This window comes from Acinetobacter sp. CY05 (assembly GCF_059515805.1).
In genome coordinates, this window is sequence record NZ_JCAKMW010000016.1 from 33,520 (window position 1) to 55,794 (window position 22,275).

Genomic DNA, 22,275 nt, shown 5'->3' on the forward strand with positions numbered 1-22,275 from the left:
AAAGCAGCATACCAATATTTAGAATTTAACCATTTATTGTTATACTTTGGTCCATATTGTGATCAAATTTTTGCCATTTTTTAAGAGTGTAACCAACAAAAAAATGAAATCCTCGCTCACTAACAAGCGTGCTCTCTCTCCCTCTCAGGATTTCACAGCAAAGCCTCAAGCTTCTTTACATGTGTTACAAAATCAACTGCAGCGTATGTTACAAACCTTAGATTTAGTCCCGCAAATGCTTTGGATAAAAACTAAATCGCAAAAAAACTTTTGTAATCAAACACTTTACCAATATATAGGCCAAGACGTCGATCTGTTGTCTAATGATAATTGGGAAAATTTTGTTCATCCTGAGGATCAGCAAAATTTACGTTGCCTATGGCAGCAATCTCATCTCTTAGATCAAGATTTTGATTGTGAGTGCCGTATTCGCCATATTGAAAACTCTTATCAATGGTTTAAAATTCATGTGAAATTACACCCACATCAGGATTTAGAGTGGATCATTAGTTGTGATAATATTCATGAATATATCGTGCAAAAAGAACAACAACAACAGCAATTAATTGCTCAACAAAAATGCCTAGATAGTAGTGCTGATTGCATTAAGGTGCTTAGCCCAGATGGACGTTTAAATTATATCAATCGCTTTGGGCGTGAAGCTTTACTTATGCCCCATCAAGAAACATCTAATTTATCTTGGTTAAACCTTCTTGATCAAGAGATTCAGCCGCAAGCCAAAAGAGCCCTCTCTCAAGCACAAAAAGGTTATCAGGCACGTTTTTCCACTATAACGCAACGTTTTGGTCGTGCACCTTATTATTGGGATAATTTGCTCACGCCCATGCTCAATGAAGATGGTCAGGTGAAAGAAATATTATGTATTTCTCGTGATATGAGTCAGCAGACCTTGACTGAAAAACGTCTCGAAGATGCCTATACTTTTGATGATCTCACCAAGCTTTATAATCGTAGAGCATTTAATAGTTTATTAGAAAATACACTTAATCAAGCCCATATGAATGCCACTTCTGTGGGACTGATTATGTTGGATTTGGATTATTTTAAAAATTTAAATGACACACTTGGGCATTTGGCAGGTGATCATCTGCTTAAAGTGTTTGCATATCGCCTAAGAAAAGCTTTTCCCAAGCCTTTGATTGTATCTCGCTTTGGTAATGACGAATTTGCTCTGATTATTCCTGAATTGCCGTCTAAACAAGATTTAATTCATTATGCACAGCGCGCTGCAGCACAATTAGATGCCCCTATTTATTATGCAGGGCAATATATTAATGGTGGCATCAGTATTGGCTGTGCCAGCTATCCAGAAGATGCCAGTACTTTATGTCATTTAGTTCGTTGTGCGGATACCGCTTTAAATGATTTAAAGCAAAGTGGCCGTGGTGGTATTTTGCTATTTAATGAACATATGTTACATAGCTTACAACATACCGCACAGCAGCTTAATTTAGCACGTGAGATTTTACGTAATGACGCTATTGTGCCGTATTATCAACCCAAGGTGAATCTACACACAGGTAAAATCATTGGTTTTGAAGCACTCTTGCGCTGGCATGATGACAAACAATCTACGCATACCCCAGCACATATAGAAGAAGCATTTCAAGACTATGAGTTAGCCACACGCTTAAGCGAAACCATGCAGCGCAAAGTGTTTAGCGATGTAAAGCATTGTCTGCGTCATAATATTGCTTTACATCCTGTGGCTATTAATGCCGCGCCTGTTGAATTCTTACGCGATAATTATGCAGAATCACTTTTAAGTCGCCTAGCTGAATATGACATTGATCCACGCCTGATTGAAATTGAAATTACTGAGCAAAGCTTAGAAGTACGTGGCGCAGCTTATGTATTACGTGCTTTAGAACAGCTTAAACAGGTAGGGATTCGCATTGCACTAGATGACTTTGGTACCGGTCATTCATCGCTGACACGCTTAAAAGACTACCCCATTGATATTTTAAAAATTGATCGTAGTTTTATTGAAAAGATGCATGCCGATCCAGCTATTTTAGCCATTGTGAGTGCCATTGCTCAGCTTGGCCCAAAACTTAAAATTGAAATTTTAGCTGAAGGAATTGAAGCGCTTGAACATGTTAGCACCTTACAAGAGTGCCAATGTGCCACCGGACAAGGCTTCTATTTTTATAGACCGATGCCCATTCAAGACATTGAAAAAATAATGCGTGCTCCTTAGCGTACCCAACGCACAATATATTCATCAATCTCATCTTCATCTATATCAAGTTCTGAAATACAACGTCCAGCAACTGATTTACGCGCCTTAATGACATTATCACGCGAACCAGTTTTTAGATAATGCCAGCTAGGTAAAGGCTTATTTTCGTTTAAACGCCGATAAGCACAGCTACTCGGTAACCAATTGATGTGCTGTAATTTTTCAGGTGTTAATTGAATACAATCTGGCACATAGTTCAAACGATCTGCATAATCACTACAATGCCCTGTACTACAGTCGAGTAGTTTACACGCGACTTTGGTGTAGGCCACCTCATTGCTTTCTTCATCTTCTAATTTAATTAAGCAGCATAAACCACAGCCATCACACAGCGCTTCCCATTCAGCAGGATTTAGTTGCTCAAGGCTATAATTTTTCCAAAACTCTGGACGCAGTTGAGTGCTCATAGAAGTAAAAAATGAATAAAGTAGATGCTATTATAACAGTATCCCTTATAAAGTTATTGCTTTACATTGGCAGCAAATAAACTTGAAAAAGCCTGTAAATCGAACATTTAATCAACAAAAGCCTAACAATGCAGCCGGGTTTGCCTCTCTATACTAAATATCTGATAACAACAACATGAGGGAAAAAGATATGTTTCGTTGGGCGATTATTTTTGCCGTCATCGCTTTAATTGCCAGCTTGCTTGGCTTTGGTGGTGTTGCCGGTTTATCTAAAGATTTTGCCGTGATTCTATTGGTAGTAGCTGTAATTTTGGCTATTGTTGGTTTCTTTTCCCGCAAGGTCTAAGCAACAAAATCAGTATAAAAAAGAAGAAGCCTGCTTCTTCTTTTTTTTTGTGTAATGTTGTACAACTAAAGTTAAAGATATAGAAAAAAGGAAAACTTTCATGGCTTTAACGATCAAGACACGTGAGATTAACTATACTGCGCCAGATGGTAGCCAATTAATTGGTTATTTTGCCGCTCCAGAAAATGCGCAAAATGTTGCCGGTGTGTTAGTGGCACCAGAGTGGTGGGGACGCGATAGTTATACCGAACAACGCGCACGTGAATTGGCCGAGCAAGGTTATGCTGCTTTAGCCATTGATATGTATGGCGATAAAAAATCAACTACAGCAGCAAATCAAGCCAATGAATGGATGACACAAACCTTTGCTCAACCTAACACCATTGTGCAACGTGCAACTGCGGCACTCGACACTTTAGCCGCACAAGCTGAAGTCAATGCCGATAAAATTGGCGCAATTGGCTTTTGTTATGGCGGTAAAGTGGTGCTTGATTTAGCTCGCTCAGGTGCACCTGTACATGCTGTTGCTACGTTCCATGCTGCACTTGGTGCACAAAGCCCTGCCGAAGAAGGTCAAGTTCAAGCGGAAATTTTAGTCTTGCACGGCGAACTCGATAGCATGGTGACTTTAGATGATGTGGCAAAATTTAGAGCAGAAATGCACAATGCTAAAGTTGAGCATGAAGTGATTGTGTTTGAAGATGCCAAACATGGCTTTAGCAATCCGCAAGCAGATGAACGCGCCAAAGCCAATGGTGTCGATTTAGGCTATAACGCACAAGCTGAAGCTGAAAGTTTAGCTGCCATGTACGCTTTACTCGCTCGTCGTTTAGCTTAAAACCAACACCAATATAAGGAGAATCACCATGACAGATTGTATCTATTGCGACTTCGATGATTATGATGTGATTGCAAAAAATGACTTTGGGGTTGTTTTACCCGAGCCGAAACCTCTTTCACCAGGTCATTGTGTGATTATTCCATTACGCCATGTGTCATCCTTTTTTGAAGTAACAGACAAAGAGCGAAAGAGCTTAATGTCATTGTTAGAACTAGCGCGTAATGAATTGGTGTTACGTCATCAACCGGCTGGTTTTCATGTGGGTTTTAATGATGGTGCGGTCTTTGGGCAACAAGCTGAACATTTACATGTACATATTATTCCACGCTATCAAGGTAAACCTTTACAGCTTGATGAGCGATGGGGTATGAGTGCTTAAAGCAAACGTCTTAATCTGACGCAAACCAGATGATGCTTCGGCATCATCTTTTTTTATGCGATATACTTAGCGGCTATTTTTTAACTTGAGCCAGTATGAGTCAATTTAGTTTTTCTGATGCCTTATTAGCATGGTTTGATGTGCATGGCCGGCACGATTTGCCGTGGCAAGTGGCAGATGATCCCTACAAAGTTTGGGTATCAGAAATTATGTTGCAACAAACTCAAGTCAAAACAGTGTTGCAATATTTTGATCGCTTTATGAACCGCTTTCCAACTGTGCAAGACTTAGGCAGCGCCAGTTGGGATGATGTGGCACCCTACTGGGCAGGTTTAGGCTATTACGCACGGGCGCGTAATTTACATAAAGCTGCGGGCATTGTGGCCAGCCAAGGGCATTTCCCAAACAGTTTAGAAGAATGGATTGCTCTACCGGGTATTGGTCGTTCTACTGCTGGGGCGTTAATGTCACTCGGTTTACGTCAATATGGCGTGATTATGGATGGTAATGTAAAACGCGTTCTAGCTCGCTTTTTTGCCATTGAAGATGATTTATCCAAGCCGGTGCATGAACGTCAGATGTGGCAACTTGCTGAACAATTGTGCCCAACCACAAGAAATCATGATTATACTCAAGCAATTATGGATCTAGGTGCCACTGTATGTACACCTAAAAAACCGCTTTGTTTATATTGTCCAATGCAAGCGCATTGTCAGGCACATCAACAAGGCTTGGAACAACAGTTGCCATTTAAAAAAGCCAAGAAGCCAGTACCAGTTAAAGCAGCACAAGTCTTATTACTCAAAAATCAGCACCAGTGGTTATGGCAGCAACGTCCCAATACTGGTTTATGGGGTGGTTTATGGTGCTTGCCGATTATTGAACAGCCAGAGCAGTTTCAGCAGTTATGCCAATCTCTGGGTCTAAAAAAAGTCCTCAAGCGTACCGAAATTAGCCATAGCTTTACGCATTTCACTTGGCAACTTGAAGCAATATGTTTTGAAGTGGATGCTGATCAACACGAACATCTTTCTATTGAGTTAGGTGGTGATTGGTTTAAGCCGGAAACAGCCACTGAAATGGGTATTCCAACTGCAATGAAGAAATTGATTAATGCAGTAAATCTATGACATATTCAGAATAGACAAAATAATAATCAGGGAAGCGCTGTGCTATATAAAACCTTAGATATATTGGCTTTAAGTCTTTTATTTGCGGCTTGTAGTACTCGCCCGCCCACTCCTCCTGCAATACCTAATGACCCAGCGGCATACTTAAAAAATACGCCTTTGCCAAAAAAACTCCCTATTCCTGTTATGGGGGTGCAAATTGGGCAGCTACGTGATACATGGGGTGCTGCACGTGGCCAAGGACGTCGCCATGAAGGGATTGATATCATGGCACCTCGTGGCACAAAAGTGTTCAGTGCGACTGAAGGCGTAATTGCCGACTTACGTAATAACAATTTGGGTGGTAAAGTAATTTGGATATTGGGACCAAGTTCGAGTTGGCATTACTATGCTCATTTAGATGGACATCGTCGTGACTTAAAAGTTGGTGATTATGTTCGCCGTGGTGAACACATTGGTTTTGTAGGTAACACAGGCAATGCCAAAGATACTGCCCCACATTTGCATTACGGCATTTATCTAGACGCTAAAGGGCGTGGTGCGGTTAATCCATTTTTGTATTTACGTTAATTTTAGGAAGTTTTCATGTCAGAAGCGTTGATCAATCGTCTGGTAGAGTTTGCTGAGTCAGGCAATCAACAAAAAATTGTATTGCCAGGTCAAAGCTACCAAGGCTGGATCATGGAAATTAGCGACGAAGCATTACAAATTAGTACAGGTTTTGCCGAAAAAACCGGTAAAGATGTTTGGATTGACTTTAATGATTTAAAACATGCTCAGCTATGGTTTTGGGATAATCAACAAGATCAGTGGGTTGAGTTTAAACTCTAGTTGGCTCATTTGGGAGGAGCAACTATGTTAAAACGCTGTTCATGGTGCTCCACCGACCCCTTATATCAACATTATCATGACTTTGAATGGGGACATCCTGTCCATCAAGAACCACTGCTATTTGAAATGCTGTGTCTAGAAGGTCAACAAGCGGGACTTTCATGGCTTACTGTTCTTAAAAAACGTAGCAGCTATCGACAGCATTTTTTTCAATATCCTATTGCTTATATTGCCAATATCTCAGATCAAGAATTAGCGATTAAATCACAAGATCCAAATTTAATTCGTCATTTGGCCAAGCTGACGGCTATTCGTGATAATGCCATTGCATGGCAAGCGATGTCCAAAAAAGGCTTTTTTTTACCTGAGTGGTTATGGCAGTTTTCGGCTGAACACACGACTCATCAGTCAGTCAATCCCAAGCAAGCTGTCGTCACGCAAACGCAAGCCAGCGTTGCAATGTCAAACGCATTAAAGCGCCATGGGTTTAAATTTATTGGCCCGACTATTTGTTATGCTTTTATGCAGGCGGTAGGGATGGTAAATGACCATGACGACGACTGTCACTTTAAATATCCGTCACGGCACCCATCTAGCTAATTGTTTGATTTCAAAATAATATGTATAAAAAATGTGTTTAAATTTCAGAACCTTCTAGCTTATTTAATTTGATCAGCATATATTTAATGCTATTGTTCAATCAGTAAACCTGTTTAGGTTACGTTATAAAAATACGCTGATTAAGGCGTATTGATCTTGAGAATTTTTGAGAAAACTTATGAGTAAAGCCTTACCCATCGCTGTTGCAGTGCTTTTAGGCGGTGCTGCTCTAGTACCTGTTTACTATGCATCACAAAATCCAGCGACTTTAAGCGCTAAAGCCGACCCTAATGCTAAACCGATTGCTAAAATTAGCTACGCTTTAGGTTATGAAGTTGCCCATCAAACTCCACCTGAGTTGGATGTAAATAGCTTTGTTGCAGGTATTCGTGATGGTCATGCCCGTACTCAACCGGCATACACAGAAGAACAATTACAACAAGCCTACGAGCAATTCCAAAAAGAGATGCAAGAACAGCAAGCGGCTGCGTCAACTGAAGCAAAAACATCAAGCGATGCGTTCTTAACTGAAAATAAAACCAAGCCAGGCGTACAAACCACAGCTTCAGGTTTACAGTACAAAATTACCCAAGAAGGTACAGGTAAATCACCTACTGCCAACTCTGTGGTGAAGGTACATTACACGGGTAAATTGGTCGACGGTACAGTATTTGACAGCTCAGTTGAACGTGGCGAGCCGATTGAATTCCCGCTTAATCAAGTGATTGCAGGCTGGACTGAAGGTCTACAATTAATGAAAGAAGGTTCTAAAGCCACGCTTTATATTCCAAGTAACTTAGGTTATGGCGAGCAAGGTGCTTCAGGCATGATTCCGCCAAACAGTACCCTAATTTTTGATGTTGAACTGATTGAAGTGAAATAGTTCAATTGAACATCTTAAGGAGAGCCTAGCGCTCTCCTTAATTTATTTAGAGATAAAACAATGAAAAAAATCTTATCCATAGCTTTGCTCAGCGCTGTTGTGAGCATCCCTAGCTTTGCCGCTGATATTAGTCCTAAAAGTAGCTTAGAAAAACAAGTTGGTTATAGTCTTGGCTATAACATGGCCAGCAATAATGGCGACGTATTTAAAGACGTTGATATTGACGCCTTTTTAAATGGTTTTAAAGCTGCCATTGCCGGTAAAAAACCAAGTTTAACCCCAGCCGAAATGGGAACAGCATTAAGCCAATATCGCCAGCAAACAGAAAGTAAAGCTTTGGTCGAATTCCAACAGCAAGCTGCCAAAAATTTACAAGCGGGACAAAACTTCCTTGCGCAAAATGCCAAAGCAGCCCATGTGAAAGTCACCCAATCCGGTTTACAGTATCAAGTCCTGAAAAGTGCTCAGGGTCAAAAGCCTAAAGCATCATCGACTGTACGCGTACATTATGAAGGTCGCTTACTCGATAACACCATTTTTGACAGCTCTATTGCCCGTCAACAGCCAGCCGAGTTTAAGCTTTCACAGGTCATTCCTGGTTGGACTGAAGGCGTACAACTCATGCCAGTGGGCAGTCAATATCGCTTCTTTATTCCGGCCAAACTTGCCTATGGCGATATTGGTTCAGGCGATGTGATTGGACCCAACAGTACTTTAATTTTTGATATTGAATTACTGGAAATTTTAGATTAAAAAAAAGACCGCCTCAGCGGTCTTTTTAGTTTATGGACGTAAGTGGCGTGGACGTACCCCACTGATCAATAAGCCTGCAGCATAGGCTATAGCACCTACTGCACATAGAATAATCACTTGCACAACACGCAGCCATTCCGATACATCACCGTTATACCAAGTTAGGGCATAGCTCAGCGCTAAAATCATCGCGATATTGGCAATCACAAATTGCAGGGTTAATTTTTTCCAATGTGCACCAAAGCGGAAAATATCGCGCTTATGTAAAAAGAAATACAATAAACCGGCATTGACTAAAGCCGAACCTGAAGAAGCTAAGGCTAAAGCCATATGCTCTTCTTGCCAGCCCATAAACTTAAATAAGCCAATAAATACCACGTTTAATACCGCGTTGGTAGCCACCGTAATTAGACCTACACGTACTGGCGTTTTGGTATCTTGCTGCGCATAAAAACCTGGTGCAAAAACTTTAATTAACATAAATGACAGTACACCTGCGCTCATACATTGCAGCGCCAAAGCAGTCATTTGGGTATCTTGTAAAGTAAATTGCCCGCGCTGGAATAAGGTTTGAATAATTGGCGTTGACAGCATAAATAAAGCAATACTGGCCGGTACACCAGCAAGCACAATAATTTTCGCAGCCCAATCCATCATGTTGCGGTATTTGGTTTGGTCTTGCTCGGCATGACGCGCAGATAAAGCCGGTAAAATCACCGTACCAATCGCAACACCAATTAAACCTAGGGGTAACTCCGTCATACGCTCAGCACTATATAACCAAGACACTGAACCATCTTGCATAAATGATGCCCAAATCGAATTCAGCAACAAGTTAATTTGGGTGACAGATACACCAAACAATGCTGGCAGCATGAGTTTTAAAATGCGTTCAACACCTTCATGTTTAAAGTCAATTTTAGGTGGAATAAGTAATTTTTTACGCCATAGTTCCGGAATTTGTAGCGCAAGTTGCAAAAAGCCCGCCACAATCACGGCCCAACCGAGTGCCATAATTGGGGTTGCCATATAGGGGGTGAGCCAAAGCGCGCCGGCAATCATAGACAAATTCAGCAGCACCGGTGCAAAAGCAGGCGTGGTAAATGAGCCATAACTATTTAAGATACTGCTGGCAAATGCGGTTAATGACATAAACAGTAAATAGGGAATCGTCAGGCGGAACATATCCGTCGCTAGCGCAAATTTAGCAGGATCGTCATGGAAACCCGGTGCATAGACATACATAATCGCAGGTGCTGCCACCATGGCAAAAATCGTCAGCAAACTCATGACCGAGGCTAAGCAACCAAACACTCGGCTAATTAAAATTTGTACTTCGGCATGGGTACGCGTAGTTTTATATTCAGTTAAAACCGGAATAAAGGCCTGTGAAAATGCCCCTTCGGCAAATAAACGTCGAAAAAAGTTAGGAATTCGAAAGGCAATAACAAAGGTGTCAAAATCTTTGCCTGCACCAAATACACCCAGCAATACCACATCACGGACTAGACCCATCACCCGCGACAACATGGTCATTGCACTAACAATAAAGGTCGATCGCCACAGCGCCATCGGAACCACCTAGTGATAAAATTGAAAGGCTATTGTAAAGAAACTCATGCTCAAATTGCATGGTTAAAATCAGTCATTCACAGCCAATTCATTGGTTACTTGATTGGCTAATAACTCGCGAAACTTATGCCACTCAAAATATGGTCCTGGATCGGTTTTACGTTTTGGGGCAATATCTGAATGTCCTGCGATATGCGGGCCAATTTTTGGGTAGGCTAACCGAATAGCATGGCTGACTTGAGCTAAGATCTGATATTGCGCCTCAGTAAAGGCTTGATCATCCGAACCTTCAAGCTCAATGCCAATTGAATAATCATTACATTCTGCTTTGGCCAAATAACTAGAACGCCCTGCATGCCACGCACGATCATTAAAATTAACAAATTGTAGTACTTCACCTGTACGCAAAATCAATAAATGCGCTGAAACCTGCATACCTTCAATGCTTTGAAAATAGGGATGCACTGACCAATCTAATTTGTTTTGGAAGAATTGTTCAATATAGCCCCCACCAAATTGGGAGGGCGGCAAGCTAATATTATGAATCACCAACAACTGAATTTCAGTGCCTTCAGGGCGTTGATTATAATTCGGTGAAGGAACTTGCCGTGCGCCTACGAGCTGACCATGTTGCACAGCAAAACTGACAGCTTGTGACATATAAAGTCCTTTAAAGCCAAATCAAGAAAAGAAAATCTGTGCTCATGCTAAAACTTTCTGACTTAAATCTCAAACATGACAAAGAAATTGTACAAAAAATCATTCATTTTCAGTGAAGAGTGCTAATATAAGCCGCAATTTTTGATAGACGTTATAAGATACGGAACTTCGCATGAGCATCTCTCAATCTTTGTTACGACAAGCGATTCAAGTCAACATTCAGCAAGCCTTACAAGAAGATATTGGTGGTGGCGATATTACTGCGCTTCTAACGCCTGAAGCTGAACAAGCTACAGCAACAATTATTAGCCGTGAAGACATGATTCTTGCTGGTCGCCCTTGGGTAGATGCTTTAATCCAAGCCTACGATGCCAATGTACAAGTGACATGGCTGAAACAAGAAGGCGAAAAAGTTGCAGCCAATGAGGTATTTTTAACCTTAGCCGGCTCTGCGCGTAGCTTACTCACGGTTGAACGCCCTGCGCTGAATTTTGTACAAACCTTATCTGCTGTAGCGACCAAAACTGCGCATTATGTCAAACAGCTCGATGGCTTAAATACTAAATTACTCGATACCCGCAAAACCTTACCAGGTTTACGAATTGCGCAAAAATATGCTGTGGCGATTGGCGGTGGTCAAAACCACCGTTTAGGTTTATTTGATGCCTTTTTGATTAAAGAAAATCACATTATGGCAGCCGGTGGTATTACAGAGGCGATTGCTCAAGCGCATCAAATTGCACCAGGCAAATTAGTAGAAGTCGAAGTTGAAACTTGGGACGAACTCAATCAAGCCCTTGCTGCGCAAGCAGATATTGTCATGTTAGACAACTTTAGTCAGCAACAAATGATTGATGCCGTTAAACATGTTAATGGTCGTTGTAAGCTAGAAGCTTCGGGCAATATCACCATTGAAAATTTACGTGAAGTTGCCAGTACAGGCGTAGATTATATTTCGATGGGTGTACTGACCAAAGATGTCAAAGCCATTGATCTATCTATGCGTTTTAATGCATAAAAACGTATTGTAATCAAAAGGGTGCTCTCAGCACCCTTTTTTTAATCGTCATCGTCGTCATCACGATCTCGATCTTTCCGATCACCATCACGGCGATCGTCATCATCGTCATCATCACGGTCGTGGTCCTGACGATCATTTAAGCTACTGGTGCGCTCATCATCGCGATCCTCACTGCGATCCATGCAAGCAGTCATACTAAATGCCAAAGCTATGGCCATTAAAGCAATTAAAATGGTTTTCATATGCGTGACTATTTATTGTGATTTAACTTTATTAGAGCAGATTTTTTAAAAATGCTAAGCATAAATATGTAAAAAAACGCATCCGAAGATGCGTTTTAAAAGATTTAAGCTATCGGCTTAACTTACCAGCCTAAAGCCTGCTGTTGTTTTTTCACTAGCTCTTGAATACCTTTTTCAGCCATTTCTAACATGGCATTCGATTGAGCACGTGTAAAGGGTTTTTCTTCTGCTGTACCTTGAATTTCAATAAATTCACCAGCTTGCGTCATGACTACGTTTAAATCTGTTTGACAGTTTGAATCTTCTTCATAGCAAAGATCAAGCAACACTTCATCTTGGTAAATACCGACAGAAATTGCCGCAACTAAACCTTTTAGTGGATCTTGTTTAATGCGTTTTTTCTCAAGCAAGACATTCATTGCATCAATTAAAGCCACTGCAGCACCGGTAATTGATGCCGTACGTGTACCACCATCAGCCTGAATTACGTCACAATCGATGGTAATCGTATGTTCACCTAGCTTTTTAAGATCAACCATGGCGCGTAAGCTACGACCAATCAGACGTTGAATCTCTTGAGTACGACCACTTTGTTTACCACGTGCTGCTTCACGGTCACTACGCGTGTGGGTTGAACGTGGCAACATACCGTATTCAGCTGTTACCCAGCCTTGTCCCTGACCTTTTAAGAAGCGTGGTACTGAATTATCAATACTTGCAGTACACAGGACTTTTGTATGACCAAATTCAACCAATACTGAACCTTCCGCGTAACGTGTATAGTTACGGGTAATTTTAACGTCACGTAATTGATCTGCTGTTCGTTGGTCGATACGCATCATAGAAGCTGTCCTAAGGATAAAAATTTAGCGCTTAAGTATAACAGATTAAAACTGCCGGTTTGTGATGCAAAATATTTCCAGTTTTTTGCTAGACTAAGCTTAAATTTTGTAGAGTTAAGTGGATGCCTATTCGTGACGAGCAAAAACAACAAACGCATCAAGCTTTAATTAATGCCGTTTTGAGCTTGAGCGAACGCGGTCGTACTTTCAGTAGTATGAGCTTGCGCGAAATCACAGGTGAGGTGAATTTAGCACCCGCCACTTTTTATCGTCATTTTCAAAATATGGATCAACTGGGTCTAGAGCTAATCGATCATTTGGCGATTTACTTGAAGGGAAGTTTTAGTCAGATCTATAAGCTGGCTTTACAAAATCCACATGAGCATCAAGCACGTCTCGACTTATTATTAGAAACAGTGAAACAGCGTCCTGCCTATTGGTCTTTTTTTATTCATGAACGTAGTAGTGGCTCTGTGGTTATTCGTAAAGCACTGCAACGTGAAGTGGTATTTTTAGTTGAATACACCGCAAGTACTATGCAACAAATGCAAGATTTCAAACATATTCAGGACAGTAAAAATTTAAACATCTTTGCTGAAATGTTTATTCATTTGAGTTTTTGCTGGGCCATGCAATGGCTTGATCTTAGTTATGAAGAAGATACCCCCGAGCGAGACCTTGCCGAACAAGCCTTTAGAGAAAAAGCCTTATTACAGCTTCAATTGCTTTATAGTGGTATTCAAAATTGGCAATAAAAAGCTACCTTAAGGTAGCTTTTTTTAGCGCTTGGCTTTATTTGGCTTTACGTTCTTTTTCAATTAAGTAATTCACCACTTGAACTACTTTACCATCATCACCTTGGACAATGTATTTACCATTCACCACTACCGCTGGTACACCAGTTAACTGGTAATGTTTGGCCAATTGATTGGCTTTGCTCACCTTAGCAGTAATTGGGAATGAGTTATACAAGCTGTTAAACTTCGCTTCAGGCACGCCATATTTAACAAAGAATTGTGCTTGAGACTTTTGGTCAAAAATCTGTTGACCTTTATCATGAATCGCATGGAATAAAGGCAAATGAATTTTACGACGAATTTGCAGTGCTTCTGCGACATAATAACCGCGCGCATTTTGCTCCCATACTGGGTTCATGGCTGCTGGTGTACGCACAAAGTTCACATCTTTGGGTAATTTACGTAACCAAGCTTGCATATGTGGTTCTAAGGTAAAGCAGTGACCACAGCCATACCAGAAGAATTCACGAACTTCGATTTTACCTTTTACATCGACTACGCCCGGATTTGGCACGACTGTATAGTCTTTCCCCGCGACAAAATTAGCAGCCATTGCACTGCCTGAAATGGCAAACATTGCTGTAGCAATACTGCCTAAAATAAATTTTTTCATTGAGTTATTTATCCTCGAAATAATTCTGCTTAGTTTATGCAAATACTATAAAACAATTATGCAAATTTAGTTTTGATTGTGTGAAGTTTTTTAGTGCTTTTATCGCTTTTTTCCAAATAGTCGCTACACTAGATTGTTTAAATTATAAAGACTTAAATTGAGGTGGCACCCATGTCGCAACTGAATGTTGACCCGCAAGAAATTGCTAAATTTGAAGCATTCGCAGCTATATGGTGGGATCAGCATTCTGAGTTCCGCCCGCTGCATATGATTAACCCATTACGTCTCAATTGGATTGATGAACACTCAGGCGGTTTAAGTGGCAAAAAAGTGCTCGATGTTGGCTGTGGTGGCGGTATTTTGGCGGAAAGCATGGCGCGTCGTGGCGCTAATGTATTAGGTATTGATATGGGTGAAGCACCACTAAATGTGGCGCGTTTACATGCCGAACAGGAAAATGTCAGCAATATTGAATATCGCCAAGTACCGGTAGAACAACTGGCTGAAGAGCAAGCTGGTCAATATGACGTGGTTACATGTATGGAAATGCTAGAACATGTTCCAGATCCAGCATCCATTATTTTAGCTTGTCAAAAATTGGTTAAGCCGGGCGGTCATGTGTTCTTCTCAACCATCAACCGTAATCCAAAATCGTATTTATTTGCCATTATTGGTGCTGAATATATTTTACGTATGCTGGCGAAAGGCACACATGATTACAGTAAATTTATTAAGCCCTCAGAACTGGCACGTGACATTCGAGCTGCCAATTTGAAACTTAAAGATATGACTGGTTTGCATTATAACCCACTGACCAAAAACTATTGGTTAGCATCGAATGTAGATGTGAACTATATGGTGTATACGGTAAAAGAAGAAGCCTAAATGAAAGCGGTTTTATTTGATTTAGACGGTACTTTGATTGATACCGCAGCCGACTTTATTCGTATTATTCAAGCGATGTGCCGTGAAAAAGGCTGCGAGATTGTCGCTGGCGATTTAATTCGCACTCAAGTTTCTGAAGGCGCACGCGCGATGGTGAAGTTGGTTTATCCAGAGCTTGACGTGACTGATGAAGTATTTTTGGCACATCGGCAGCGTTTTTTAGACATTTATGGCGCTGATATTGCTATAGATACTGACCTATTTGAGGGCATGTATCCGCTGTTAGAGGAGTTAGAAGCGGCACAAATTCCTTGGGGGATTGTCACCAATAAACCTCGTTGGTTAAGTGAAGCTCTACTCAAAGCCTTAAATCTGACTGCGCGTTGCAGTGTATTGGTCTGTCCTGAAGATGTAAGCAATACCAAACCTGATCCGGAACCGATGTATTTAGCTGCCAAGCAGATTGCGATTGCGCCTGAAGAGTGTATCTATGTCGGTGATCATCCGCGTGATATTGATGCAGGACGTGCGGCCCAGATGTACACCATTTTAGCAGCTTATGGCTATTTACCATTGGCGCACAAAGATGACTTAACAGCTTGGCAAGCAGACTGTATAGTGAACAATGTTGCTGAATTACAGCAACAGATCCGCCAATTGGTGTTAACAACGCATACTTAATAATAGATTGATAATAAATAGCTCGGAGGTGTTGCCATGAAATATTCAGAGTATCAGCCGCGTCCAGATTTACTCAAAGACCGCATTATTTTAATTACCGGTGCGGGTGATGGAATTGGCCGCGCGGCAGCTTTAAGTTATGCCTTACACGGCGCAACGGTGGTATTACATGGTCGCACCCTCAATAAATTAGAAGTCATTTATGATGAAATTGAAAGCTTAGGTGCACCGCAGCCAGCGATTTTACCTTTGCAATTATCAAGTGCTTCACCGCGAGATTACGAACTGCTTTACGATACACTCGAACAACAGTTTGGGCGCTTAGATGGTATTTTGCATAATGCAGGTATTTTAGGTGAACGTACTGAACTTGCTAACTACCCAATTGAAGCATGGGATGATGTGATGGCAGTCAATTTACGTGCGCCATTTTTACTGACCCAAGAACTTTTGCCATTACTAGAACGTTCGAATAATGCTTCGGTGGTATTTGCCAGTTCTGGTGTAGGGCGTGAAGCACGTGAGCGTTGGGGTGCGTACTCAGTATCAAAAATTGCCATTGAAGCCGTCAATCAACTGTTTGCTAAAGAAAATAGCTATCCAAATGTGCGCTTTAACTGTATTAATCCGGGCGCAACGCGTACAGCTATGCGTGCCAAAGCCTATCCAGATGAAGACCCAAAAACTTTAGCCACCCCTGAATCGATTATGCCCGCTTATTTGTATTTAATGGGTGAAGATAGTCTGCATTTAAATGGCGCCAGTATTGATGCACAGGACTAAGTATCAGATAAAATTTAAACAAATCTATGTCTTATGCATTGTATTTCAGACAATTTACACCATACTTAAAGGCTAAATTTACACGTTGAGATCGATATGTCTGACTTTAGTAATATTACAGTCACTCCCTTAGATGACGGTATGGTGTCTCTTTTAATTGATGGCCAGCCTATTTCAGAAAAATATGGCATTAAGTTTGAAGCCAGCATTGTCGATGAATTACACGCTTTAGAAAATGGACAAAATATGAAACTGTTCGATCAGTTTATATTTTCACATACTGATTTAAACTTTGAGCATATCTATAAATATATTACCCATATTGTGAAGCAAGATGAGGCTTATAACGTTGCTAAAAACTTTACTTATATCATTAAAATTGACGGTCAACCTGAGATTGAACATGTGATTACTAAGCAAGGTCAACCCATGACTGAAGCTGATGTATCTGAATTTATCAACGCGCATATTCAAAAATCACTGACTGAATATACTGACCTCAAATATGCTTACTAAGCAAATTTGCTTTTAAAAGACCGTACGCGGTCTTTTTTTAACACCCATTAATCGTTTTATTAAATAGTTTTTATAAAAATATTCGGTTTTTCAAATTAAAACTTACATTCTATAGTGCATGGCATTGCAAGACATAAACAACAGATAGGACATTCACATGGCTGATCTAAAACGTAAAATCGAAACAATTCGTTCAATTGAAAATTTACAATTATCTCAGCACCTAATTTCTGCCTTAGATGACCAAATTCAAGCAGAAGATGTATTTAGCGCGGTTTATTCATTGCAATCGCTTAGTGAGCACTGGAACTAAGCTCAGCTTCTAATGGCCTCCACTGTGAGGCCATTTTTTATGTAAGTTTTGCAATCGACTACTAAAACAACAATTTTTACCGCATAATATCCTGAGTTTCTCTATTTTATTTAACTAACTCATCTGTATTCTTCACAGTTTCTCTGCATTTTTTGCGTAGAGTAAGCAGCATTGAAAAAGATTTTAAATGAGGGTTCAAAACATGAAAAAGATATTGGCTGGTATCGCCATCTCTTTCAGTGCATTGATGGCAAGCAGTGCACTCACTGCTGCTCCTCAATTTGACACCGAATCCTATGCTGAAACACCTCAAACACAAATGAAAAAAATGCGTGAAAAGCGTGATGTTCATGAGCCTGAACATCGTTCCCGCGAACAACGCGGTATGAAACGTTTACAACATATGAAATGGCAAACAGGTTATGTCATGCCACAACATTATCGTAGTGATGGTTATAAGGTTGAATATAAAGATAATAATCTACCTAAACCCGCACGTAATCAGCAGTGGTACAAAATTAATAATCACTATATTTTGCTCAATGCAGACACCAATAGTATTGTCAAAATTCAGTAAAATTGCGCTTAAATAGCATCAGCCTAAATTGTACATTTAGGCTTTTTTTATGCGTGTTTTTATTACACTGTTACAGTTCTTCTTTTTTTCTCCACATATTTCACATTTCACCTAAATTTCCCACATCGTTTATCTAGTTTTTTGCTCTAAATTGAACTCATCGGAATACAACCTCATAGATTTTTGGTGAAAGCAATGAAAAAACTTCTAACAACAGTTGCTCTATCATTAGGCGCTTTAATGGCAACTTCAGCAGCAATGGCAGGTCCAAGCCCTGATCATCGTTTTGATCCACGCAAAGCACCACCCCCTGCACATGTGGTAAAACATGGTCCGCAGTTTAAGCATACGCCACCGCCTATGCATGCGAAATACAAAGATGATCGCCGTTTTAATGACAAGCGTCATTTTAATCAGAGCAACTTCCGTGTTGGTCAAACCCTACCACGTGCTTATGACTCAAAACGCTTTGAAGTGAGCTCCCGTGATGCGCGTGGCTTAGCCAAAGCTGGCAGAAATCAGCAATGGTACAAGGTAAATGGTGACTACTTATTAGTCAATGAAAAGAATAATCGTATTCTGCGCGTAATCTAAACTAGATCTCATCTCTCAAGCCTGAACTCAACACCTGAGCCCCCTACTCAGGTGTTTTTTGTTGTGTGAATCCATTAAAATAATTCATTGCGATTTTTACGAGCTCATTATGTCGAACCCTGCGTCTGATCCAACACCAAGTACCACATTGCAATATGTGCATTGGTTTCGTCATTCGGCGCCGTATATTAATGCGCACCGTGGCAAAACATTTGTTTTAATGTTTGATGGCGAAGCCGTTCAGCATGATAATTTTCAGCATATTATTCATGATATTGCCCTATTGCATTCCCTAGGTATTCGCTTAATTTTGGTGTATGGCGCACGTCCACAAATCAATCATCAGTTAAATTTAGCCAATATTGAAACCCCCTTTTATAAACAACGTCGTATTACCACACGTGACTCTTTAAATGCAGTTATGGGTGCAGTCGGTTCGATTCGTTTGCAAATTGAAGCTTTACTTTCTATGGGCTTGGCTAACTCGCCAATGTATGGTGCGCGAATTGATGTGGTATCGGGTAATTTCGTGACCGCTAAACCTTATGGTATTCATGACGGTATTGATTTTCAGCTCACGGGTGAAGTGCGTAGTATTGACAATGACGCCATTCAGCGCCATTTAGATAATCATAATATTGTTTTACTTGGCCCAACCGGTTATTCCACTACAGGTGAAGTGTTTAATTTGCTTGCGGAAGAAGTCGCCACAAAAACCGCGATTCATTTAAAAGCTGACAAGCTAATTTTCTTGGGTAAACAACACGGTTTAATTAATCCATCAGGTCAGCTACAACGCGAAATTAATACCACTCAGCTCGATCAATATATTGAGCAATATCAGCAATCGCAGCCAGAGCTCGCTTTACATTTACGTGGCGCCAAAACCGCTTCCACACAGGGTGTACATCGTGTGCATCTTATTTCTTATGCTTATGACGGTGCTTTGGTGGAAGAATTATTCACTCGTGATGGTTCTGGCACCATGCTGACCGATGCACATTATGAAGAAGTGCGTACTGCTAATATTCAAGACGTAGGCGGTTTAATTAGCTTGTTACGTCCTTTAGAGCAGCAAGGTATTTTGGTCTATCGTTCGCGTGAACGTTTAGAAAATGAGATCGATCAATTTGCGGTAATTGAACGTGATGGCACCATTTTGGCCTGTGCAGCTTTATACCCTATTCCCACTCAAGACAGTGAGATTCCATCGGCAGAGATTGCCTGTGTTGCAGTCCACCCAAGCTATCGTAAATCTAATCGTGGTAGCCAAATTCTAGAATACCTCGAACAAAAAGCACGTAGCATGGGGATTCGCCAGTTGTTTATTTTAACCACGCGCACCGCGCACTGGTTCTTAGAACAAGGTTTTGAAAATGCCAGTGTAGATGATTTACCAAATGCACGCCAAGCTTTATATAACTATCAGCGCAATTCTATTGTTTGTAAAAAGCCACTTTAAATGTGGCTTTTTTTAATTTTTCTATAGCTAAATTTGAGATATCTATATCTTAAAAAACCCAAAAATTAGCTCACTTTGGTTATCTCGCTACCATATATACTTAGCTTATTATCTGCATATCCATTTTTTATTATATTTTTCATATAGATAAAATTTTAAGGATCTATTATTTGTTTTTTAATTCAGCAGTTTTTTGCATAAGTTTTGCACTTTTTTATTTATCTTTTTTCTTCATGTTGAATTCCTGAATAGTTATTTTTTTCGAAAAGTACTTTTGTTTAGTTTATGCGCTTAAGCCCAAGTTCATTATCTAAATTCAGGAGCACTTTATGTCACGCCGTATTGCGAAAAGCTTAGTTCTTAGTTCAGCTGTAGCAACAGCCATGATGTTAAGTGCCTGTGGTTCTCAACAAGACGATGTCACCTTAAATATTGGCTTTCAAAAATATGGTGTCTTACCCATTGTGAAAGCGCAAGGTGTATTAGAAGACGCCTTAAAAGCACAAGGTGTAAAGGTTAAATGGGTTGAGTTTCCAGCTGGTCCACAATTATTAGAAGGCTTAAATGTGGGCAGTGTTGTGTTTGGCGAAGCAGGTGAAGCACCTCCCATTTTTGCCCAAGCTGCCAATTCAGATTTAGTTTATGTTGCCAATCAACCTGCCTCACCGTTGGGTGAAGCGCTCATTGTGCAAAAAGATTCTGATATTCAAAGTGTGCAAGATTTAAAAGGTAAACGTATTGCCTTGAATAAAGGTTCCAACGTTCATTATTTACTGCTTAAAATTTTAGAAAAAAATAATCTCAACCTACAAGACATCGATGTTGTTTACTTACCTCCATCTGATGCACGTGCCGCTTTTGAGCGTGGCTCAGTCGATGCATGGGTGATTTGGGATCCCTTCTTAGCCGCAGCGGAGCATCAAATTGGCGCACGTACTTTAGTCTCAGGTGAAAACCTAGTCAGCAATCATCAATTCTATTTAGCTGATCGTGAATTTGCCCAACAACATCCTGACGTTTTGAAAACTGTGGTGAATACCTTAAATACCACCACACAATGGGTCAAAGATCATCAAGCCGATGCCGCTAAATTGCTAGAAAAACCTACAGGACTTGAGTTTGAAGTACTCAACACTTCCATTGGGCGTATGGGCTTTGGGGTAAGCCCAATCTCGCCAGAAGTGGCACAAGAACAACAATATGTTGCTGATGCATTTTATCAGCAAAAATTAATTCCAAATAAACTCAATATTCAAGCCGCGATTTTAAATCAAGGTCAATAAAAATTAGGACATGATCATGGGTGTATTTAAAAAATTAGCCATTGTGGGGATGGGGATCGCAAGTCTGGGTTTAACTGCTTGCCAAAAAGCTGATCAGCAACACACAGCAACTGCAGCAACCGACCTTGAAGTGAAGACCATTAGTGTGGGTTATCAAAAAGCGTCCGTTAATTTAGTGATTGCCCAGCAACAAAAATTACTTGAGCAGCAATTTCCTAATGCAACCATTAAATGGAATGAATTTCCAGGTGGACCACAGATTTTAGAAGCATTGGCGGTTGGCTCGATTGATATTGGTGCAACAGGTGATACACCACCCGTTTACGCACAAGCAGGTGGCAAGCCATTACATTATGTGGCCTATAAAGCTGCTAAACCAGAATCTTCGGCAATATTGGTGCCTAAGGATTCTAAAATTAATGCGTTAACAGAATTAAAAGGCAAACGTGTTGCGGTACACCGTGGCTCAAGCTCACATTATTTGTTGGTACAAGCCATCACCAAGGCTGGACTTAACTGGAATGATATTAATGTGGTATGGCTCAGCCCTGCTGATGCACGTGCTGCCTTCCAAAAAGGTGCTGTTGATGCCTGGGCAATTTGGGATCCTTACTACGCAGCAGCAGAAGTAGAAGACCACGCTAAGGTACTGAGTTCAGGTACAGGCTTAAGCCCCAACTATACCTTTTATTTAGCTTCAGGTGAGTTCCTTAAAAATCACCCGAGTGCGATTAGCGGCATTATTCAACAAGTCAATGCTGCCGATGCATGGGTGCAAAAACATATTCCTGAAACAGCAGAGATTTTTGCTAAAACGACAGGACTTGCGCCCGAGGTAAGTCTGCAATTTATTCAACGTCGTCCGAATCCATCAGGTGCCGAGCCTCTCAATCAACAGGTGATTCGTGATCAACAGGAGCTCGCTGACCGTTTTAGCGCGCTGAATATCATCCCTAAACCGATCAGTATTCAAGACGCTGTTTGGACAAATCAATAATTAA

The 22,275-nt window shown here is 40.7% G+C and carries 28 protein-coding genes; 22 read left to right on the forward strand and 6 right to left on the reverse strand.

From position 1 onward, the window contains the following. Nucleotides 1-181 precede the first annotated feature (181 nt). The gene (locus AC5YCD_RS11670) at nucleotides 182-2,221 is read left to right on the forward strand and encodes a sensor domain-containing protein (protein WP_496130189.1); all 2,040 of its coding nucleotides are present in this window, start codon (nucleotides 182-184) and stop codon (nucleotides 2,219-2,221) included. On the opposite strand, the gene AC5YCD_RS11675 is transcribed toward AC5YCD_RS11670, so the two are convergent. Next, nucleotides 2,218-2,670: a YcgN family cysteine cluster protein gene (locus AC5YCD_RS11675; RefSeq protein WP_496130190.1), complete on the reverse strand. Its 453-nt coding sequence runs from the start codon at nucleotides 2,668-2,670 to the stop codon at nucleotides 2,218-2,220. The genes AC5YCD_RS11670 and AC5YCD_RS11675 overlap by 4 nt on opposite strands. 190 nt (nucleotides 2,671-2,860) lie before the next feature. Between AC5YCD_RS11675 and AC5YCD_RS11680 the strand changes: the two genes are divergently transcribed. The 9 genes from AC5YCD_RS11680 (at nucleotide 2,861) to AC5YCD_RS11720 (ending at nucleotide 8,433) form a co-directional block, all read left to right on the forward strand. After that, nucleotides 2,861-3,016 carry a DUF1328 domain-containing protein gene (locus AC5YCD_RS11680; protein WP_122900757.1) on the forward strand — a complete coding sequence of 52 codons (156 nt, stop codon included), beginning with the start codon at nucleotides 2,861-2,863 and terminating at the stop codon, nucleotides 3,014-3,016. A gap of 100 nt (nucleotides 3,017-3,116) precedes the next feature. Then, nucleotides 3,117-3,854: a dienelactone hydrolase family protein gene (locus AC5YCD_RS11685; protein ID WP_496130191.1), complete on the forward strand. Its 738-nt coding sequence runs from the start codon at nucleotides 3,117-3,119 to the stop codon at nucleotides 3,852-3,854. Nucleotides 3,855-3,882: 28 nt separating this feature from the next. Further along, complete coding sequence (locus tag AC5YCD_RS11690) at nucleotides 3,883-4,236, forward strand: HIT family protein (protein ID WP_496130192.1); 354 nt, start codon at nucleotides 3,883-3,885, stop codon at nucleotides 4,234-4,236. Nucleotides 4,237-4,331: 95 nt separating this feature from the next. Then, a complete protein-coding gene (mutY, locus tag AC5YCD_RS11695; protein WP_496130193.1) occupies nucleotides 4,332-5,366 on the forward strand; it encodes an A/G-specific adenine glycosylase in 1,035 nt (344 codons plus the stop codon). Nucleotides 5,367-5,405: 39 nt separating this feature from the next. Next, the gene (locus AC5YCD_RS11700) at nucleotides 5,406-5,936 is read left to right on the forward strand and encodes a M23 family metallopeptidase (RefSeq protein ID WP_496130194.1); all 531 of its coding nucleotides are present in this window, start codon (nucleotides 5,406-5,408) and stop codon (nucleotides 5,934-5,936) included. A gap of 15 nt (nucleotides 5,937-5,951) precedes the next feature. Further along, on the forward strand, nucleotides 5,952-6,197 hold the full coding sequence (locus tag AC5YCD_RS11705; RefSeq protein ID WP_496130195.1) for a hypothetical protein: 246 nt from the start codon (nucleotides 5,952-5,954) through the stop codon (nucleotides 6,195-6,197). A gap of 24 nt (nucleotides 6,198-6,221) precedes the next feature. Next, entirely contained in the window at nucleotides 6,222-6,797 is a 576-nt protein-coding gene (locus AC5YCD_RS11710) for a DNA-3-methyladenine glycosylase I (RefSeq protein WP_496130196.1), read from the forward strand. Nucleotides 6,798-6,975: 178 nt separating this feature from the next. Further along, entirely contained in the window at nucleotides 6,976-7,680 is a 705-nt protein-coding gene (gene bamJ / locus AC5YCD_RS11715) for a BamJ family beta-barrel-assembly machinery protein (RefSeq protein ID WP_496130197.1), read from the forward strand. Between the two features lie 60 nt (nucleotides 7,681-7,740). Further along, nucleotides 7,741-8,433, forward strand: coding sequence for an FKBP-type peptidyl-prolyl cis-trans isomerase (locus AC5YCD_RS11720; protein ID WP_496130198.1), 693 nt, complete (start codon nucleotides 7,741-7,743; stop codon nucleotides 8,431-8,433). A gap of 30 nt (nucleotides 8,434-8,463) precedes the next feature. Here AC5YCD_RS11720 and murJ read toward each other — a convergent pair whose 3' ends face one another. Beyond that, a complete protein-coding gene (murJ, locus tag AC5YCD_RS11725) occupies nucleotides 8,464-10,005 on the reverse strand; it encodes a murein biosynthesis integral membrane protein MurJ (protein ID WP_496130199.1) in 1,542 nt (513 codons plus the stop codon). A 69-nt stretch (nucleotides 10,006-10,074) separates the two neighbouring features. Then, entirely contained in the window at nucleotides 10,075-10,665 is a 591-nt protein-coding gene (ampD, locus tag AC5YCD_RS11730) for a 1,6-anhydro-N-acetylmuramyl-L-alanine amidase AmpD (protein ID WP_496130200.1), read from the reverse strand. A 172-nt stretch (nucleotides 10,666-10,837) separates the two neighbouring features. On the opposite strand from ampD, the gene nadC reads away from it, so the two are divergent. Continuing rightward, the gene (gene nadC / locus AC5YCD_RS11735; RefSeq protein WP_496130201.1) at nucleotides 10,838-11,683 is read left to right on the forward strand and encodes a carboxylating nicotinate-nucleotide diphosphorylase; all 846 of its coding nucleotides are present in this window, start codon (nucleotides 10,838-10,840) and stop codon (nucleotides 11,681-11,683) included. 41 nt (nucleotides 11,684-11,724) lie between these two features. Here nadC and AC5YCD_RS11740 read toward each other — a convergent pair whose 3' ends face one another. Continuing rightward, the gene (locus AC5YCD_RS11740; protein WP_496130202.1) at nucleotides 11,725-11,928 is read right to left on the reverse strand and encodes a hypothetical protein; all 204 of its coding nucleotides are present in this window, start codon (nucleotides 11,926-11,928) and stop codon (nucleotides 11,725-11,727) included. Between the two features lie 122 nt (nucleotides 11,929-12,050). Continuing rightward, nucleotides 12,051-12,767 carry a ribonuclease PH gene (gene rph, locus AC5YCD_RS11745; RefSeq protein ID WP_496130227.1) on the reverse strand — a complete coding sequence of 239 codons (717 nt, stop codon included), beginning with the start codon at nucleotides 12,765-12,767 and terminating at the stop codon, nucleotides 12,051-12,053. A gap of 125 nt (nucleotides 12,768-12,892) precedes the next feature. On the opposite strand from rph, the gene AC5YCD_RS11750 reads away from it, so the two are divergent. Next, nucleotides 12,893-13,525 carry a TetR family transcriptional regulator gene (locus tag AC5YCD_RS11750; protein ID WP_496130203.1) on the forward strand — a complete coding sequence of 211 codons (633 nt, stop codon included), beginning with the start codon at nucleotides 12,893-12,895 and terminating at the stop codon, nucleotides 13,523-13,525. 37 nt (nucleotides 13,526-13,562) lie between these two features. Here the strand turns inward: AC5YCD_RS11750 and AC5YCD_RS11755 are convergent, their stop codons facing one another. Further along, complete coding sequence (locus AC5YCD_RS11755) at nucleotides 13,563-14,180, reverse strand: thiol:disulfide interchange protein DsbA/DsbL (RefSeq protein ID WP_122900782.1); 618 nt, start codon at nucleotides 14,178-14,180, stop codon at nucleotides 13,563-13,565. A gap of 171 nt (nucleotides 14,181-14,351) precedes the next feature. Here AC5YCD_RS11755 and ubiG point away from each other — a divergent pair, with 171 nt between their 5' ends. The 10 genes from ubiG (at nucleotide 14,352) to AC5YCD_RS11805 (ending at nucleotide 22,271) form a co-directional block, all read left to right on the forward strand. Beyond that, on the forward strand, nucleotides 14,352-15,065 hold the full coding sequence (ubiG, locus tag AC5YCD_RS11760; protein ID WP_496130204.1) for a bifunctional 2-polyprenyl-6-hydroxyphenol methylase/3-demethylubiquinol 3-O-methyltransferase UbiG: 714 nt from the start codon (nucleotides 14,352-14,354) through the stop codon (nucleotides 15,063-15,065). Continuing rightward, the gene (locus AC5YCD_RS11765; RefSeq protein ID WP_496130205.1) at nucleotides 15,066-15,746 is read left to right on the forward strand and encodes an HAD family hydrolase; all 681 of its coding nucleotides are present in this window, start codon (nucleotides 15,066-15,068) and stop codon (nucleotides 15,744-15,746) included. 36 nt (nucleotides 15,747-15,782) lie between these two features. Beyond that, nucleotides 15,783-16,529, forward strand: coding sequence for a YciK family oxidoreductase (locus tag AC5YCD_RS11770; RefSeq protein WP_496130206.1), 747 nt, complete (start codon nucleotides 15,783-15,785; stop codon nucleotides 16,527-16,529). A gap of 96 nt (nucleotides 16,530-16,625) precedes the next feature. After that, nucleotides 16,626-17,045, forward strand: coding sequence for a hypothetical protein (locus AC5YCD_RS11775; protein WP_496130207.1), 420 nt, complete (start codon nucleotides 16,626-16,628; stop codon nucleotides 17,043-17,045). A gap of 157 nt (nucleotides 17,046-17,202) precedes the next feature. Next, nucleotides 17,203-17,358: a hypothetical protein gene (locus AC5YCD_RS11780; protein WP_496130208.1), complete on the forward strand. Its 156-nt coding sequence runs from the start codon at nucleotides 17,203-17,205 to the stop codon at nucleotides 17,356-17,358. Between the two features lie 202 nt (nucleotides 17,359-17,560). Further along, nucleotides 17,561-17,935: an RcnB family protein gene (locus AC5YCD_RS11785; protein WP_496130209.1), complete on the forward strand. Its 375-nt coding sequence runs from the start codon at nucleotides 17,561-17,563 to the stop codon at nucleotides 17,933-17,935. A 195-nt stretch (nucleotides 17,936-18,130) separates the two neighbouring features. After that, nucleotides 18,131-18,529: an RcnB family protein gene (locus tag AC5YCD_RS11790; protein WP_496130210.1), complete on the forward strand. Its 399-nt coding sequence runs from the start codon at nucleotides 18,131-18,133 to the stop codon at nucleotides 18,527-18,529. 109 nt (nucleotides 18,530-18,638) lie between these two features. Then, complete coding sequence (argA, locus tag AC5YCD_RS11795; RefSeq protein ID WP_496130211.1) at nucleotides 18,639-19,991, forward strand: amino-acid N-acetyltransferase; 1,353 nt, start codon at nucleotides 18,639-18,641, stop codon at nucleotides 19,989-19,991. A 329-nt stretch (nucleotides 19,992-20,320) separates the two neighbouring features. Next, the gene (locus AC5YCD_RS11800; protein ID WP_496130212.1) at nucleotides 20,321-21,274 is read left to right on the forward strand and encodes a sulfonate ABC transporter substrate-binding protein; all 954 of its coding nucleotides are present in this window, start codon (nucleotides 20,321-20,323) and stop codon (nucleotides 21,272-21,274) included. A 49-nt stretch (nucleotides 21,275-21,323) separates the two neighbouring features. Further along, entirely contained in the window at nucleotides 21,324-22,271 is a 948-nt protein-coding gene (locus AC5YCD_RS11805; RefSeq protein WP_496130228.1) for a sulfonate ABC transporter substrate-binding protein, read from the forward strand. Nucleotides 22,272-22,275 lie beyond the last annotated feature (4 nt).